Annotated in this window: 16 protein-coding genes; 8 read left to right on the top strand and 8 right to left on the bottom strand. The window is 38.0% G+C overall.

The window, feature by feature from the left end:
- Positions 1-55: 55 nt before the first annotated feature.
- A complete protein-coding gene (gene nadB, locus R2R28_RS20475) occupies positions 56-1,642 on the bottom strand; it encodes an L-aspartate oxidase (protein WP_316827521.1) in 1,587 nt (528 codons plus the stop codon).
- Positions 1,643-2,092: 450 nt separating this feature from the next.
- Here nadB and nadA point away from each other — a divergent pair, with 450 nt between their 5' ends.
- The 3 genes from nadA to thiL all read left to right on the top strand — a co-directional run bounded on the left by nadA (position 2,093) and on the right by thiL (position 5,597).
- Positions 2,093-3,091: a quinolinate synthase NadA gene (gene nadA, locus R2R28_RS20470; RefSeq protein ID WP_316827520.1), complete on the top strand. Its 999-nt coding sequence runs from the start codon at positions 2,093-2,095 to the stop codon at positions 3,089-3,091.
- Between the two features lie 109 nt (positions 3,092-3,200).
- Positions 3,201-4,439 (top strand): dicarboxylate/amino acid:cation symporter, encoded by a 1,239-nt coding sequence (locus tag R2R28_RS20465; protein WP_316827519.1) that lies wholly within the window; start codon positions 3,201-3,203, stop codon positions 4,437-4,439.
- Positions 4,440-4,556: 117 nt separating this feature from the next.
- Positions 4,557-5,597 carry a thiamine-phosphate kinase gene (gene thiL, locus R2R28_RS20460; protein WP_316827518.1) on the top strand — a complete coding sequence of 347 codons (1,041 nt, stop codon included), beginning with the start codon at positions 4,557-4,559 and terminating at the stop codon, positions 5,595-5,597.
- A gap of 356 nt (positions 5,598-5,953) precedes the next feature.
- Here thiL and R2R28_RS20455 read toward each other — a convergent pair whose 3' ends face one another.
- Positions 5,954-7,339, bottom strand: a complete 1,386-nt coding sequence (locus R2R28_RS20455; RefSeq protein ID WP_316827517.1) for a DNA recombination protein RmuC — start codon at positions 7,337-7,339, stop codon at positions 5,954-5,956.
- Positions 7,340-7,457: 118 nt separating this feature from the next.
- Here R2R28_RS20455 and purU point away from each other — a divergent pair, with 118 nt between their 5' ends.
- Entirely contained in the window at positions 7,458-8,297 is an 840-nt protein-coding gene (gene purU / locus R2R28_RS20450) for a formyltetrahydrofolate deformylase (RefSeq protein ID WP_316827516.1), read from the top strand.
- Between the two features lie 60 nt (positions 8,298-8,357).
- Here the strand turns inward: purU and R2R28_RS20445 are convergent, their stop codons facing one another.
- Together R2R28_RS20445 and R2R28_RS20440 are read right to left on the bottom strand one after the other, a co-directional pair.
- A complete protein-coding gene (locus R2R28_RS20445; protein WP_316827515.1) occupies positions 8,358-8,645 on the bottom strand; it encodes a hypothetical protein in 288 nt (95 codons plus the stop codon).
- Positions 8,646-8,828: 183 nt separating this feature from the next.
- Positions 8,829-9,968, bottom strand: a complete 1,140-nt coding sequence (locus tag R2R28_RS20440) for an FAD-binding oxidoreductase (protein ID WP_316827514.1) — start codon at positions 9,966-9,968, stop codon at positions 8,829-8,831.
- Between the two features lie 83 nt (positions 9,969-10,051).
- On the opposite strand from R2R28_RS20440, the gene R2R28_RS20435 reads away from it, so the two are divergent.
- The gene (locus R2R28_RS20435) at positions 10,052-10,747 is read left to right on the top strand and encodes a zinc metallopeptidase (protein WP_316827576.1); all 696 of its coding nucleotides are present in this window, start codon (positions 10,052-10,054) and stop codon (positions 10,745-10,747) included.
- 495 nt (positions 10,748-11,242) lie between these two features.
- Here R2R28_RS20435 and apaG read toward each other — a convergent pair whose 3' ends face one another.
- Together apaG and dusB are read right to left on the bottom strand one after the other, a co-directional pair.
- Entirely contained in the window at positions 11,243-11,629 is a 387-nt protein-coding gene (gene apaG / locus R2R28_RS20430; protein WP_316827513.1) for a Co2+/Mg2+ efflux protein ApaG, read from the bottom strand.
- A 35-nt stretch (positions 11,630-11,664) separates the two neighbouring features.
- On the bottom strand, positions 11,665-12,672 hold the full coding sequence (gene dusB, locus R2R28_RS20425) for a tRNA dihydrouridine synthase DusB (protein ID WP_316827512.1): 1,008 nt from the start codon (positions 12,670-12,672) through the stop codon (positions 11,665-11,667).
- 43 nt (positions 12,673-12,715) lie between these two features.
- On the opposite strand from dusB, the gene R2R28_RS20420 reads away from it, so the two are divergent.
- From R2R28_RS20420 to R2R28_RS20410, 3 genes are read left to right on the top strand one after another with little or no spacing between them, the layout of a single operon-like run.
- Positions 12,716-13,642: a CPBP family intramembrane glutamic endopeptidase gene (locus R2R28_RS20420; protein ID WP_316827511.1), complete on the top strand. Its 927-nt coding sequence runs from the start codon at positions 12,716-12,718 to the stop codon at positions 13,640-13,642.
- Positions 13,623-13,829, top strand: coding sequence for a putative signal transducing protein (locus tag R2R28_RS20415; protein WP_029274925.1), 207 nt, complete (start codon positions 13,623-13,625; stop codon positions 13,827-13,829). Before R2R28_RS20420 ends, R2R28_RS20415 begins: the two co-directional genes overlap by 20 nt.
- Positions 13,830-13,874: 45 nt before the next feature.
- Positions 13,875-14,684, top strand: coding sequence for a phosphatidate cytidylyltransferase (locus R2R28_RS20410; protein WP_316827510.1), 810 nt, complete (start codon positions 13,875-13,877; stop codon positions 14,682-14,684).
- A gap of 66 nt (positions 14,685-14,750) precedes the next feature.
- Here R2R28_RS20410 and R2R28_RS20405 read toward each other — a convergent pair whose 3' ends face one another.
- Both R2R28_RS20405 and R2R28_RS20400 read right to left on the bottom strand, forming a co-directional pair.
- Positions 14,751-15,416 carry a class I SAM-dependent methyltransferase gene (locus R2R28_RS20405; RefSeq protein ID WP_316827509.1) on the bottom strand — a complete coding sequence of 222 codons (666 nt, stop codon included), beginning with the start codon at positions 15,414-15,416 and terminating at the stop codon, positions 14,751-14,753.
- Positions 15,417-15,477: 61 nt separating this feature from the next.
- Positions 15,478-15,864, bottom strand: a complete 387-nt coding sequence (locus R2R28_RS20400; RefSeq protein ID WP_316827508.1) for an acyl-CoA thioesterase — start codon at positions 15,862-15,864, stop codon at positions 15,478-15,480.
- Between the last annotated feature and the right edge of the window lie 23 nt (positions 15,865-15,887).

The raw sequence follows: 15,887 nt of genomic DNA, 5'->3' as shown, positions 1-15,887 counted from the left end.
ATTTAAGATGGTTGATGGATAATGGTGTTAAAGTCCCCCTCAGGGGATTTAGGGGTTAAAAAACTGTATCTACTAATTGTTTAGCATGTTCGGGGTAATCGGTAGTAAAATGTAATCCCCTACTCTCTTTTCTTTGCATGGCAGATTTAATCACCAGGTAAGCCGTTTGAATTACATTTCTCAACTCGCAAAGTTTAACCGAAACCTTATTCTTTTTATAAAATTCCTCTGTTTCCTGATAAATTAAGAATAAACGGCGATGCGCCCTTTCTAAACGAAAATCAGAACGGACAATCCCTACATAATCGCCCATAATTTTTTGCAGCTCCCGAAGGTTATGTGTTACCAATACATCTTCGTTGCTTTGGGTAACCCCTTTCGAATCCCACTCAGGAATCTCATCTGGAATAACACTACTTTTAAAATTTTCAATCGCATCCTGGTAAATGCGGTGTGCAAAAACAGTAGCTTCAAGTAACGAATTGGAAGCCAAACGGTTAGCACCATGTAAACCCGTTGAAGAACATTCTCCACAGGCATATAAATTTTTAATAGAAGAACGGCCATATTCATCAACCAGGATGCCACCACACATATAATGGGATGCAGGCGTAACCGGGATATAATCTTTCGTCATATCAATCCCTATCGATAAACATTTAGCATATATATTAGGAAAGTGTTTTAATATATCCGCTTTCTTACGCATCGTAATATCAAGATATACAAAGTCATCTCCAGATTTTTTCATTTCATTATCCACCGCACGGGCCACAATATCACGTGGAGCAAGCGATTTTCGCTCATCATATTCCTGCATAAACTCCTCACCATTTTTGCGTCTTAAAACTCCTCCAAAACCCCTCACCGCTTCTGAAATCAAGAATGACGGATACTCTCCTGGATGGTATAAAGCTGTTGGATGGAACTGAATAAACTCCATATTCCTCACTTTTCCTTTTGCCCGGTAAACCATTGCCATACCATCGCCTGTTGCAATAACCGGATTTGTTGTCGCCGAATACACATGTCCCGCACCACCCGAAGCCATCACAGTCACATTTGCTACAATCTTTTCCACATCGTTAAGCTCTGTGTTAAAGGCATATATCCCATAACAGTTAATATCTTCAGTACGCTTATCAACAAATTCACCTAAGTGATGCTGTGTGATTAACTCCAATGCGAAGTAATGTGTTAATATCTCTATGTTGTTATTCTCATGTATTTCATTTAGCAACACCCTTTCTATCTCATATCCGGTGATATCTTTATAGTGTAAAACGCGGTGTTCTGAGTGTCCGCCCTCCTTAGCTAAATCATAAAAACCAGCGTTGTCTTTATCGAAATTTATACCATAATCAATGATCTCCTGAATGCGCTGAGGTCCCTCTTTTACAACGATTTCCACAATTTTTTCGTCGCATAAACCATCGCCCGCAATCAGTGTATCTTCTATATGTTTTTCAAAAGAATCACCTTTATCCACCACAACCGCAACACCGCCCTGGGCGTATTTTGTATTCGATTCGTCTTCATTAGACTTCGTTACAATTAAAACCTTACCAAACTTTGCAGCCTTAAGCGCAAAACTCAAACCCGCTATACCTGAACCAATTACCAGAAAATCTACTTTTCTCATTAATAAAAACATTTACTTTATCCACGATGTTAACAACTAGTTAATAAATGTTAACTCAATGTCTAAATTATCCTAACAAATAAATTTGAATGTTTAAAGCTACTCTAAAAACACAATTTGCCACAATCTTTTGCGCAATTTTTAACCAGCTTTATACAAGTAATTAACTTTTCCCCCACTTATAAACAATTAACATTCCAGTATTGATAAAAATTAAACCGATTTTCGATTACCCTGAAAATCAAACTCATGATATTACAAAAATGTAATCTAAATGTTAGTAAACGATTAACAACTTATATAAAAGAAAGAATTTTCTGAACTTGCCAACATTATTAACACACTAATAAACAAACAAGATTTATTTATTTAAAATAACTTATTAATTATTGAGACGTGGAAAGCTTTATCTTTGGCCAACGTCAAAATTCAAAAAAGGAAAATTTTAAAATGAACATAGATGTCTTAGAAGAAATCAACAAAAAAGGTTTCGCAGAAGAAGAAATTGATCCTACACTCGATCTTTTTGCAGAGATTGAAAAATTAAAAAAGGAAAAGAATGCTATAATCCTTGCACACTATTACCAAGAACCTGATATACAGGATATTGCGGATTATATTGGTGATAGTTTAGGATTATCGCAGGAAGCTGCAAAAACGGATGCTGATGTAATTGTGTTTGCCGGTGTGCATTTTATGGCCGAAACAGCAAAGATTTTATCGCCTAATAAGACGGTATTATTGCCTGATGTAAAAGCAGGTTGCTCGTTAGCAGATAGTTGCCCTCCGCACCTGTTTAGAAAGTTTAAGGAAAAATATCCAGATCACCTGGTAATCACTTACGTAAACTGCACGGCCGAATTAAAAGCTTTAAGTGATATTGTTTGCACGAGTACGAACGCAGTGCAGATTGTGGAAAGTTTACCAAAAGATCAAAAAATAATTTTTGGCCCCGATCGTAACTTAGGCGCTTACGTTGCAAAAAAAACAGGTAGAGATTTGGTATTGTGGAACGGTGCCTGCATGGTACACGAAATTTTTTCGCAGGAAAAAATTACAAAACTGAAAGAACGCCACCCAAATGCCAAATTTATTGCACACCCCGAATGTGAAGAGGTGGTTTTAAAAATGGCTGATTATATTGGTTCTACTACTGGTTTGTTAAAGTATACCATTACCAACCCGGCTACAGAATTTATTGTGGCTACCGAAAGTGGCATTATCCACCAGATGGAAAAGGCAAATCCGACGAAAACATTTATTCCGGCACCACCGAACAACAGTTGTGCCTGTAATGATTGTCCGTACATGAAAAGAAACACTTTAGAAAAACTATATTTATGCATTAAAAATGGTTTGCCAGAAGTTACGGTACCTCAGCATATTATTGAGCAAGCGGTTAAACCAATTCAGCGAATGCTGGATATTTCGGCAGAGCTGGGGTTATAGAAAATAAATCGTCATTGCGAGGAGGAACGACGAAGCAATCTTAAAGCGCACGCTATCTGCGATCGTTGTAGGATTGCTTCGTGCCTCGCAATGACAGAAAAATAATTACATGGAAAAAAACAACATTCTTAAAAATTACGCAGGCTTATTATGGCTTTTGGCGGGTATAACCGTTGGGAGCATTGTAGGTTTAATTTTTGGGAAAAGTGTTGAAAGTATAAAACCACTGGGTGATATATTTTTAAACCTGTTGTTTACAGCCGTTATTCCATTGGTATTTTTTGCGGTTTCATCGGCTATCGCAAATATAGACCGGAGTAAAAAACTGGGAAGATTATTAACCGTAATGGTTTTAGTTTTCCTTTCTACGGTATTAATTTCTGCCATTTTAACCTTGGCAGCCACCTGGATTTTTCCGATCCATCAGCAATTAGGAAATGCAACCTTACCCTCAGAACCTGAAAAAATACAGTCGTTTGGTGAACAGATGACGCAACTTTTAACGGTTGGTGAGTTTTTTGAGATCGGGAGCAGGAAAAACATGCTGGCACTCATTATTTTCTCTGTTTTAGTTGGTTTTTCTACCCTGTATGCCGAAAAAGAAGGAGAAGGATTTAAAAAATTCTTGGTTTCGGGCAATGAAGTGATGAAAAAACTCATCATTTTGATTATGAAACTCGGTCCGATAGGTTTGGGTGCATATTTTGCCTATCAGGTTGGTGTTTTTGGTCCACAGCTTTTTGGTACTTACGCTAAAGCTTTAGGTTTGTATTATGGAGTCGGCGCATTTTATTTTATTGTTTTTTTTACTTTATATGCTTTTGTAGCGGGTGGATTTAAAGCCATAAAAGTATTCTGGAAAAATAATATTGTACCTTCTTTAACTTCTATCGGAACCTGTAGCAGCATTGCCACTATTCCTGCAAATTTAGAGGGAACTACAAAAATGGGTGTGCCGGCTTATATCACCAACGTTACCATTCCTTTGGGATCAACATTGCATAAAGATGGCTCGAGCATCAGTTCCATTATAAAAATTGCGGTGGTTTTTGCCATTTTTGGTAAAGATTTGGTACATGTGGATACCATTATTTTAGCCTTGGGAATTACCGTTTTAGTGAGTATAGTAGAAGGTGGAATACCAAATGGAGGTTATATTGGCGAATTATTGATGATTTCGGCTTATCAGTTGCCACCGGAAGCTTTGCCACCTGCTATGATTATTGGAACCCTGGTTGATCCGATGGCTACTTTGTTAAATGCAACGGGAGATAATGTTGCAGCCATGTTGATTGCCAGGTTTACCGAAGGTAAAAATTGGATGGAAAATAAAGATTTGTCATCCTGAGGGTTGTGTCATCCTGAAGATGAGATGCTGTGTTAATTATGTTAAAGATTCTTCGTTCCTCAGAATGACAATTAATTTAAAAAATAAAATCCGGGGCTTCGCCCCTAACTATTGCATATGTTTGAAAATAAAGAGCGTACAGATATTAATGAATTAGGAGAGTTCGGGTTAATTAAACACCTGACTACCAATTTTAAAATTAAAAATGATTATTCGGTAAAAGGGGTTGGCGATGATGCAGCAGTTTTGGATGCAAGAGGAAAACAGATCCTGGTTTCGACCGATTTATTGTTGGAAGGCATTCACTTTGATTTGGCTTATGTGCCTTTAATGCACCTGGGTTATAAAGCGGTACAGGTAAACCTGAGTGACATTTATGCCATGAATGGAAAAGCCAGTCAGATTACGGTTTCACTGGGTTTATCAAGTAAATTTCCGTTGGAAGCTGTTGAAGAAATTTATAAAGGAATTGAGCTGGCCTGTAACAAATACAACATCGATTTAATCGGGGGCGATACTTCATCAAGTAAGCAAGGTTTGGTGATCAGTATTACCAGTATCGGTTATGCCGATGCCGATAAAGTGGTGTACAGAAACGGTGCACAGGAACATGATCTACTTTGTGTTTCTGGCGATTTGGGTGGCGCCTATTTAGGTTTGCAAATTTTAGAAAGAGAGAAATTAATCTACCTTGAAAATCCTGACATTCAGCCTGATCTGGAAGGAAAAGATTACATCATCGAAAGGCAATTGAAGCCAGAAGCAAGAATGGATATTGTAGCCCTTTTAGATGATCTGGGTATTAAACCAACTTCTATGATCGATGTTTCGGATGGTTTAGCTTCGGAGATTTTGCATTTGGCAGAACAATCAGATAAAGGAATAACCATTTATGAAGAGAAAATTCCTTTAGATCCAATGACTTATGAAACTGCCCGTGAGTTAGGTTTAGATCCAACAGTTTGTGCTTTAAGTGGTGGCGAAGATTATGAATTGTTGTTTACCATCAGTCAGGAAGATTATAAAAAACTGAAACATGATGTAGATATCACTGTAATCGGCCATGTTACCGATAAAAATTCGGGCTGTAAAATGGTTTCAAAATCAGAAAAAGTACATGAGTTAAAGGCCCAGGGCTGGAATGCTTTTAATAAATAAACTTTAGTTAAAACGACACGTCGTCATCTCGACCGAAACGCAGTGAAGCGGAGAGATCTATCTTGATATAGATTTATCGACTTCGTTGCACTTTGGTCGAAATGACGATTTTTTTTGCGACTATCACCCTGAATTCACTTCAGGGCCTATGATATATAAAAAGTGATGATCTCCAACGCTTGGGACTACACGACAACGTCAGTTAACAAGACTTTACTTCGAAAAACAAAAAATAATAAAAAATTCGTTCCAAGGGAATTAATTAAAATAACTAACTTTGCAAGTTTTGAGTTGTTTTTTTTAAGAGCATAGGTTTTCTAAAAATCGAGAGGCTTCGCCTTCTATTTTAGGAAAGGCTATAAATCTTGCGTTTCATTTATATCCAGATATTTGGTATCGATCTGTTTTGTAGCTTTTGCACCCAATTTTTTAATCTTTTCGGATGTATTGGTTAAGTTTCCGGCACCAACTGATAATTTGTTGATGGCTTTATCATAAGCATCCTGACCGTTTTTGATGTATTTGCCAATATTTTCCATATCGGCTACAAACCCCACAAATTTATCGTACATACTACCGCTTAATCTGGCAATTTCCATTACGTTACGGTTCTGGCGTTCCTGTTTCCACATACTGGCAATGGTACGTAAAGTAGCCAATAAAGTAGACGGACTCACGATGACCACCCTTCTATCCCAGGCGAAATTGAAAAGTTCGGCATCTTTTTGAACTGCGATGCTGAAAGAAGATTCTATCGGGACAAATAATAAAACAAAATCAGGAGAATTGATTTTGTATAAATCCTGGTAATTTTTTGACGACAACTCCTGGATGTGATTTTTGATTGAGGCTAAATGCTGTTTTACATAACCCTCACGCTCTTCATCTGTATCAGCTGATACAGATCGCTCATAAGCAACTAAGCTAACCTTAGCGTCAACCACAAGGTGTTTATCATCCGGGAGGTCGATCACTACGTCGGGTTGGTAGCGACTACCTTCTGCTGATGTATGCGAAGCCTGAATGCGGTATTCCTGATCACGAACCAATCCTGATCGCTCCAATACCTTTTCTAAAATGATTTCACCCCAGTTTCCTTGCTTTTTGCTGTCACCTTTTAAGGCTTTGGTTAAATTATTGGCATCCTCTTGAATAAGCTTGCTCTGGATCTGTAACTCTGAAATTACACCTTTCAAAATGTTTCTTTCATCCGATTCAGCTTTATAAACCTTTTCTACTTTATCTTCAAAAGCTTTGATGTTTTCTTTTAAAGGATTTAGGATAATATCCAGATTGGTGCGGTTTTGCTCAATAAACTTAGTCGATTTTTCTTCCAGTATTTTATTGGCAATTAATTCGAAATCCTTATTTAATTTTTGCTGAGATTGCTCATAACTTATTTTCTGTTCGGCTAATTTTTCCTTTTCAGCAAGGTAAAAAGATCGGGTACTTTCCAACTCGCGATTGGCATCTGCAAGCCGGTCGCGTTCGGCCTGTAATTCATCAATTAATCGCTGTTGTTCCTGTTTAAGGAGAATGGTAATGTGCTCTTTTTCTACCGACAGGTTAGAAACACGTTCATCAGCTTTGGCCAAACTGATTTTTAAAGAATCATTTTCGCTTTTCATCTTTTCGAAATCTTCAACCGACACTATAGAAAGTGCAGCTTGGGGTTTCTTTAGCAATAAAATAACCAGAACGATTAAAATAATAATTAGTAAAGCAATGCCGACGATCTCCATAATGATAAAAATTTTAGCAAAAATGAGGATTTAAAATAGATATACCAAAAAAAATTAGTCAATTTGAACCCGATAAAACCGTAAAATTTTTCTATCATTGGACATTAGTATTTATTAAATGAACGCATTAACAGTCCTTATTTCCTGTCCCGATCAGGTAGGTTTAGTTACCAATATTACCCGCGTACTGGCTGCACATCAACTCAATATCATTGCTATGCGTGAGTTTGTAGATGAAGCCAATAAAGCCTTTTTTACGCGTATTGCCTGCACCGGAAATCTGGAGGATACGAATAAACTGAAGGAAAAACTTTTAGAAAACCTGCCAAATGCCGCTGAAGTAAATTTAATTACGGAACAGGAGAAACAGATTGCTGTTTTGGTAACCAAAGAGTACCATTGTTTGGCCGAAATACTGATTAAAAACCAATTTAAAACTTTAGGGGCTAATGTTCAGTGTGTAATTGGTAATTATGAAAGCCTGAAGGATTTTACTGAAAAACTAGGCATTCCTTATTTCTATGTTGATCATACCAATAAAGATAAAAGCATATTTGAAGCCGAAATAAAAGAGATCATTAATCGATTTGATATCGATTATCTGGTTTTGGCAAAGTTTATGCGGATTTTATCAGCTGATTTTGTAAAAGATTATGCCGGCAAAATCATCAATATCCATCACTCCTTTTTACCTGCTTTTATTGGCGCCAACCCCTACCGGCAAGCTTTTGAGCGTGGTGTAAAAATCATTGGCGCAACAGCCCATTTTGTAACCGATAACCTGGACGAAGGACCAATTATTACCCAGCACACCAATCATGTAGACCATAATTTCGGCGTGAAAGAAATGGTAAGGGCTGGAAAGGAAATAGAGAAAAAAGTATTGTTAGAAGCTTTAGAGCTCATTTTTGAAGACCGTGTTTTTGTAAGCGGGAATAAGACGGTGGTGTTTAAGTAAAAAGTCGTCATTGCGAAGAGGCTTTTTCAGCCGACGAAGCAATCTTACAACGATCGCTACTTACCCGTTAGCAATGGGATTGCTTTGTACTTGAAGACTTTTTTTCTCGCCTACCATCATTTCGAGGAATAATTTATTGCATTTTGCCGCATGCACAGTCTTGCCTCGGCTTGCCGCCGCCGAAAGGCTCTTTCTTTTTGCTGCCAAAAAGAAACAAAAACCACCGGCTGAAAATTTTTCTTTCAAAGTCAGCAGGATGGCTGGATCAGTAGAGCCCGAAAAATTTGTCAGGCCGGATTTAATTAGAACGGAGATGTGGTGCTTTGGCCTAGCTAGACGGAAATGCATATTATTTACAAAGTACTTATAAATAGTTTGTTACGTGATAACATCAATGGTAGTGGAATGGAAAATCTGCAAATTCTACAGTGATCAAGTCGAAATGACGGTGTTTTTGGAAGGTATTTAATTGTAAAATAGAGCAAAATCTTATTCCTCCGCGTCTCACTCCTCGTCCTTTTCAGTTAAAAATTACAAACGCTTCAACAATAGCTCCGCTACATCTTCTCCCGTTTGCGAACCTATTGCAATGCCCATACCATTACACCTTGTTGCGCAAAATACATTTGGTCTGATTTCTTTTATTAATGGCTCTAGCACTTTCCCAAAAGCCATAATTCCGCTCCAGCGGTAATCTATTTCATAATTGGTTTTTGGTAAGATTACGTTTTTCAGTAAATCTTCCAATGCTTGCTGAACGGCTTCTGTTACACCAAAGGTTATGGTTTCTTCAGCTTTAAAATCGATGTTCCTTCCCCCGCCCAATAAAATTCTATCATTTATATTCCTAAAATAATAATAACCCTTATCGTAATGGAAAGTACCTGCCACTTTTAAATCTTTAATGGGTTTGGTAATTAAAACCTGACCGCGACCTGCATTGATATCAATATCCGGATAGAGATCTTTTATAAAAGCATTGGTTGTTACAATAAGTCGTTTACAGAAAAAGTTTCCATTTTGGGTAATTAAACATGAACCCTGAGTATTTTCTTCAATCCGTTCTACTGTACAGTTATTAAAAATGCTGATACCGAGCTGCTGTGCATATTGAATTAAAGCAAACATCATTTTGCCACTATCAATCTGCGCTTCGTACCTGTTTTCGATTAAAGTACCTACGCTTTCGAAACCAAAGGCATCTATTTTTTTATGGTTTAAACTAAAAGCCCCTGCACCAACAATATCAGTAATGAGTTGATTAAAATGTTCAATTTTGGATACACTTGTATCTGCAAAAGAAGTATCGTTATTTTTAAATAATTCGTAGCCACCTAAACATTGATAATCAATGGTTTTATCGCCCAATAAATGGCGTAATTTGAGCAGGCCTTTCCAGCGCTTTTCTATAATAGTGGCAAGCCGGTTGATACCAACCATTTCTTCTTGCTCAATCAGTTCAGAAATGCTCCCGAAACAGGCAAAACCTGCATTTTTAGTGCTAGCACCTGTTGGTAAAAACCCCCTTTCCAGTAGCGCTATTTTTAATAATGGCACTGATTTTTTAAGGTGGATGGCAGCATTTAAACCCACAATACCGCTACCAATAATGATAACATCATAATTACAAAAAAATGATTCTTTTTCCCAGTATGAAAGCGCTGTTGGCATAGTATAAATGTACTGTTTTTTAACAGGCAAATAATATGGGAACGCTTTTTGATATATGCCCAATGAAAAACATACATAAGAAAATGGGAGTTTATTTAATATTAATCATCCCGGTATTATTGTTGAGCATGTTTGTACAGTGGCGTTTTAGAAACAAGTTTTCTATGTATGCCGAAATGCAATTAAGCTCAGGTTTATCGGGCAAAGAGGTGGCAGAAAGAATGCTGCATGATAATGGGATATACGACGTGAAGGTGATGAGTACCGAAGGGCAATTAACAGATCATTACAATCCAACAGATAAAACCGTTAATTTAAGTACTGATGTATATTACAGCCGGAGTGTTGCAGCAGCGGCAGTAGCAGCGCATGAATGTGGCCACGCGGTGCAACATGCAAAATCTTACAGCTGGCTTAATTTAAGGAGCACCATGGTGCCCGTAGTAAGTATATCATCAAACCTTTTACAATGGGTATTACTACTCGGTGTAATGTTGCTGGCCTTTTCGGTTACACCGATTGTTTTGGCCATTGGCGTAGTGGGTTTGGCGCTTGTAACCGTATTTAGCATTATTACGCTACCGGTAGAGTTTGATGCCAGTAACCGGGCACTGGCCTGGTTAAAGAATAATAATGGCGTAATGCAAACCAGAGAAGAAAATGCACAAGCTAAAGATGCGCTTTGGTGGGCGGCAATGACTTACGTGGTAGCTGCTGTTGGGGCATTGGCAAATTTACTCTACTATGCATCGATGCTTTTTGGAAGAAGCAGGGATTAAAAATATCTAATGATGAAAAATACAGAGCGGCTGGGATGATATCCTGGCCGTTTTTGGTTTAACAAAATCCCCTGTCCAGATTTTTACATACGTATCAATATCTATTTAAAATGGCACTATTCCTTTTTTTGGAAAGCTGCTTTTGTGGTAGTATGAAGGGTTCGGCCCCGCTTTTTGTACGCCAATGGAAAATCGGGCTTCACGTCAATCGGGTTTAGGTGGCACGGTTTGTTCTACTATTTGTGGTTGTAAGGAGCAGAAAGAATATTTAAGGCACAGCGCTATAAATCTTTAATAGTTGCAGCAGCACTGCAGTTTAAACATGGTTGCAGCGGCAGCGCCTGATTGGAAAGAGGGACTATAAAGCAGGATTAACTTTAAAAAGGTATGCTGAAATTGCTTTACTAAGATAAATAATCAAATTGAACTTTTAGATTTCTCCATTTCGCTGCGCTTCAATCTAAATGACGATCCTTGGCAGGGTAGCACTATGAATTAATTCAATTTATAAGGAGCAACCAACTGAAATTCAGGAATGTCGACATCGAATTCCGAACCATCAAGGTCGCGCCTCATCAGGTAGGTACCCTTCATGCTGCCCATATCGGTTTTAAGGTTGCAACCCGAAACGTATACATGTGTTTCGCCGGGTTGGATAATGGGCTGTAAACCAACAACGCCTTCTCCTTCTACTTCCCTGCGGCTAGAATTCGAATCGAAAATTAACCACTGACGGCGCATTAACTGTACAGCATAATCAGAAAGATTAGAGATTTCTACGCGATAAGCGAACATAAAATGCTCATTGGCCGGATTTGAATATTCTGGCTGGTAAACGGTTTCTACTGAAACTTTAACCCCGTCTGTGATAGCTGTAACCATGATAATAACGAATGTAAGAAAAAAGCATTCAAAAATCAAGCCATTACTCCTGTGGCGTCATAGTTGGCAAATTTTTCTGCCACTTCTTCTAAAATGCTGTAAATGTTGTTGATATCAGGTTCAGCCACCAAGCGCATGCGGTATGGTTTAAAATCAGGCAGGCCTTTAAAATAGTTGGCATAATGGCGGCGCATTTCGAAAATTCCGGTTTTAGGACCTTTCCATTCCAGCGATTTATCTAAATGTGTACGGCAAACTTCGATGCGTTCTTCAATAGTTGGTCCAGCCAGGTGCTCACCTGTTTTAAAAAAATGTTTTACCTCGCGGAAAATCCATGGATAACCAATGGCAGCACGACCAATCATAATGCCATCTACCTCATATTCCATACGCCAGTTGGCTGCTTTTTCGGGACTATCTATATCACCATTGCCAAAAATTGGAATTTTAATACGGGGATTGCGTTTAATTTCGCGAATGAGCGCCCAATCTGCTTCACCTTTGTATAATTGTGCCCTTGTTCTGCCATGAATGGTTAAAGCCTGAATGCCTACATCCTGAAGTCGTTCGGCCACTTCGTATACGTTTTTGGTATTATCATCCCAGCCGAGGCGGGTTTTTACAGTAACCGGTAAATGCGAAGCTTTAACAACAGCATCGGTCATTTTTACCATTTTATCGATGTCCTGAAGCAAACTGGAACCAGCACCTTTGCAAACTACATTTTTTACCGGGCAGCCGTAGTTAATATCCACTAAATCTGGTCCGGCGGCCGAAGCAATTTCGGAAGCCTCGCGCATGTGTTCGATATCGCCACCAAAAATCTGGATGCCAATAGGTCTTTCATATTCGAAAATATCAAGCTTTTGTAAGCTTTTTGCTGCATCACGGATTAGGCCTTCCGAAGAAATAAACTCGGTATACATCATGTCTGCCCCGTTTTTTTTGCATACATAACGGAATGGCGGATCGCTTACATCCTCCATCGGAGCGAGCAATAAGGGGAACTCACCTAAATCTATATTTCCTATCTTAACAGACATTTTCTATCTTCAACGATTAATAAAACATACAAAGGTACAAATAATGAATTTTGTAACACCTAACAAGGAGGAAATCAATCCTTTCTTGCAATTACTTTTACTTTTATTTTACGCAATTCTTAGTGCTATAATATTTATTTTACTTGCTTCTGAGATAATTGGAGCTCTTTATGGATCAGATATAGCCGGGGAGGTAGTAAGCGGAAAGATAACAGATGCAAACATTAGTGCGTTTAAAATTTTCCAGGCACTCGGAACATCAATTGGACTAATGGCTGTTCCTGCAATAGCACTTGCACTAACAGAAGGTAAAAAAATAAACAGATTTTATGGTTTTGGAAAACCACGTATCTTATTATTGTTTTTGGCTTTACTTATCATGATTGTAAGCATGCCTTTTATGGAATGGGTAAATCTTTGGAATCAAAAAATGGTTTTGCCTGATTTTTTAAAAGGAATTGAGCGTTGGATGAAAGAGAAAGAAGATGCTACAATGGATGCTACAATTAAACTGATTACTGTTCGTAGTAACCTTGATTTTGTTGCAAATTTAATAGTTATAGCAGTTTTGCCTGCCATTGGCGAAGAATTAATGTTCCGTGGTGGTGTTCAGCGATCGCTAAATAGGGCTTTTAACAATCCGCATTTGGCCATTTGGATATCAGCGATTATTTTTAGTGCCATTCACCTTCAATTTTATGGTTTTGTACCCCGGATGCTCTTGGGTGCAGGTTTTGGTTATTTATATTATTACAGTGGAAGTATCTGGTACGCCATGCTGGCACATTTTATAAATAACGCCTATGCGGTTTGTGCTGCGTTTTATATGCAAAAACACCACCTGCCTCTTTATAAAGCTGATGAACCAATCGGTTTTCCGTGGTATGGCTATTTAATTAGTGCAATAATTACCATAGCTTTGTTTAAATTTTTTAAAGATAACGCAACACGTGAGCGAAAATTGGGTTAAAGTATATACCACCAGCGATGCCTTTGCGGCCGAGGTATTAAAACAGGGATTAACAGAAGCTGGGATCCCGGCGGTAACGATAAATAAACAGCTCTCGGCATATAATATTGGCGAAATAAATGTTTTGGTAAATAAGGTCGATTTCGATAAAGCCATAGAATATATCGTTGAAAACGAAATTGAATAGTGTGATGACGACCATAAACCTTAAACCCTTTACCTCTTACCTTAAATGAAAACCAGGGCAATAACCGCTTTCTTTTTTACCATTGTAATGCTTGGCTCCATCTTTTTAGGGAGTTATACCTTTACAATTTTCTATCTTATTCTAAGTGTTTTATCCTTATTCGAATTTTATAAACTGATTAAAAACTCAGGCATCAGGCCACACCGAAATATTGGCTTGGCAGCTGGTTTTCTGATATTTTTGATGGCTGCAGGTTTACATTACCTAAAATATGATGTTAAATACCTGTTGCTTTGTATCCCGTTGATTTTTTCGGTTTTTATTACCGAACTGTATAAGAAAAACAAAATTCCATTTGCCAATATCTCTTACACATTTGTTGGCTTTGTTTATGTAACCATTCCTTTTTGCTTTTTTCATGCCCTGGGATTTTTAAAAAACTGGAATGAATATAATTTTCATTTTCCGCTGGCATTTTTGTTGATGCTTTGGGCAAATGATACCGGCGCTTATCTTTTTGGTGTAAAGTATGGCAAAAGCAAATTGTTTGAACGCCATTCGCCAAAGAAAAGCTGGGAAGGCTTTTTCGGAGGTATGTTTACCAGCGTTTTGGTGGCTTTTGGTTTATCCTTTCTGTTTACCGAAAGCCCGGCTTGGGTTTGGGCCGGTATGGCAGTGTTAATTGCAAGTTTCGGTACCCTGGGCGATCTGGTAGAATCGATGCTTAAACGCAGTTTAGATACAAAAGATAGCGGTGGATTATTACCCGGCCACGGCGGTTTACTGGATCGTTTTGATGGCTTGTTATTGGCTGCACCAGTAGTTTATGCGTACTTGTATTTGATTTTGTATTAGAAGTTTATTAAATATTGACCACAAAGACACGAAGGCACAAAGAATTTTAGTGTTTTATAACAGAAATTAAATAGAAGCAACCGCAACATAATATTCCCTTTCCATTTGTTCGCCTGTTTTGCTTTGTACCTGTTCTAGCTTTTTAATGATGTTTTTAATCGTAAAGCCTGCATCTGCTAACAAGCCTTTTACTTTTTCTACCTCGTAAAGGGTAAAGCCATATGGCGTAAAGGGGAGATTTTGCATAAAGGTTTTATCTGCAAAACATAGGACAAGGGTTCCATTCAGCTTTAAAGCACGCCTGATTTCTTGAAGGTATCCGCTTGGATCCGTCCAAAAATAGATCGTATTCACCGTAAAAATTTTATCGAAGCGGTTGTTATCAAATGGGAGGTTATTGCCATCTGTGAGTTTGAAATGAACAATGCCTTTATCAATAAAATACTGATTGATTTTTTCGGCTTCGGCAATAATCGTTTCCGAAATATCAGCGCCGTAATACATGAGGTTTTCTGCTTTTGATAATAATTGGGCAATATGAGCACCATTTCCATGGCCGATTTCTAAAACCTTATCATGATTTTGAAGGTTTAGGGCATCAATGGCCGAGCGGGTCATCCCAATGTTACTAGCATGCATCATCTCCCCTGTTTTAATGCCGTGTTCACCTTCAGGGCAGCTCAATTGCCTTGCAATATTTTTTAAATCTTCTGCAGAATGTTGATGTTCCATAATCAAATTTAAAGATTCAAAGTTGATGATTTTTATGTCTTTTTGGCTAAATCTTATAAGATTATTTGATTACCTGCACCGGCTTTTTATTTTCATCGATGGCCACAAAGGTAAAATCGCCATGTACGGCCAATTCTCTTCCTTCGGCATACATCTGCTCAATATAAATTTCTACATTAACCTTTAAACTGGTATTACCAACGTGATTTACTTTGCCGATCAGCTCTACAATGGTCCCTGCGGGGATTGGTTTTTTAAAATCTATTCTGTCGCTACTTACGGTTACCATAATTTGGCGGCTAAAACGCGTGGCGGTAATAAAGGCAACTTCGTCCATTAAATGCATGGCAGTACCACCAAAAAGGGTATCGTAATGGTTGGTTGTATTTGGGAAAACAGCTTTAAAAATACTGGTTTTAGAGTTTTCTATTCTTTCGTCTAAGGTCATGGGCTAAATATAGGTGCTGTAAA

Origin of the sequence: Pedobacter miscanthi, from assembly GCF_032678605.1 — a bacterium.
Lineage (GTDB): Bacteria > Bacteroidota > Bacteroidia > Sphingobacteriales > Sphingobacteriaceae > Pedobacter > Pedobacter miscanthi_A.
The sequence above is the reverse complement of the archived record's forward strand: the minus strand, read 5'-3'. Positions and strand labels throughout refer to the sequence as shown.

Coding starts and splice junctions, on each gene's coding strand:
- nadB (WP_316827521.1), bottom strand. CDS start 1,642: ATGAGAAAAGTAGATTTTCTGGTAATTGGTTCAGGTATAGCGGGTTTG.
- nadA (WP_316827520.1), top strand. CDS start 2,093: ATGAACATAGATGTCTTAGAAGAAATCAACAAAAAAGGTTTCGCAGAA.
- R2R28_RS20465 (WP_316827519.1), top strand. CDS start 3,201: ATGGAAAAAAACAACATTCTTAAAAATTACGCAGGCTTATTATGGCTT.
- thiL (WP_316827518.1), top strand. CDS start 4,557: ATGTTTGAAAATAAAGAGCGTACAGATATTAATGAATTAGGAGAGTTC.
- R2R28_RS20455 (WP_316827517.1), bottom strand. CDS start 7,339: ATGGAGATCGTCGGCATTGCTTTACTAATTATTATTTTAATCGTTCTG.
- purU (WP_316827516.1), top strand. CDS start 7,458: ATGAACGCATTAACAGTCCTTATTTCCTGTCCCGATCAGGTAGGTTTA.
- R2R28_RS20445 (WP_316827515.1), bottom strand. CDS start 8,645: ATGCATTTCCGTCTAGCTAGGCCAAAGCACCACATCTCCGTTCTAATT.
- R2R28_RS20440 (WP_316827514.1), bottom strand. CDS start 9,968: ATGCCAACAGCGCTTTCATACTGGGAAAAAGAATCATTTTTTTGTAAT.
- R2R28_RS20435 (WP_316827576.1), top strand. CDS start 10,052: ATGGGAGTTTATTTAATATTAATCATCCCGGTATTATTGTTGAGCATG.
- apaG (WP_316827513.1), bottom strand. CDS start 11,629: ATGGTTACAGCTATCACAGACGGGGTTAAAGTTTCAGTAGAAACCGTT.
- dusB (WP_316827512.1), bottom strand. CDS start 12,672: ATGTCTGTTAAGATAGGAAATATAGATTTAGGTGAGTTCCCCTTATTG.
- R2R28_RS20420 (WP_316827511.1), top strand. CDS start 12,716: ATGAATTTTGTAACACCTAACAAGGAGGAAATCAATCCTTTCTTGCAA.
- R2R28_RS20410 (WP_316827510.1), top strand. CDS start 13,875: ATGAAAACCAGGGCAATAACCGCTTTCTTTTTTACCATTGTAATGCTT.
- R2R28_RS20405 (WP_316827509.1), bottom strand. CDS start 15,416: ATGGAACATCAACATTCTGCAGAAGATTTAAAAAATATTGCAAGGCAA.
- R2R28_RS20400 (WP_316827508.1), bottom strand. CDS start 15,864: ATGACCTTAGACGAAAGAATAGAAAACTCTAAAACCAGTATTTTTAAA.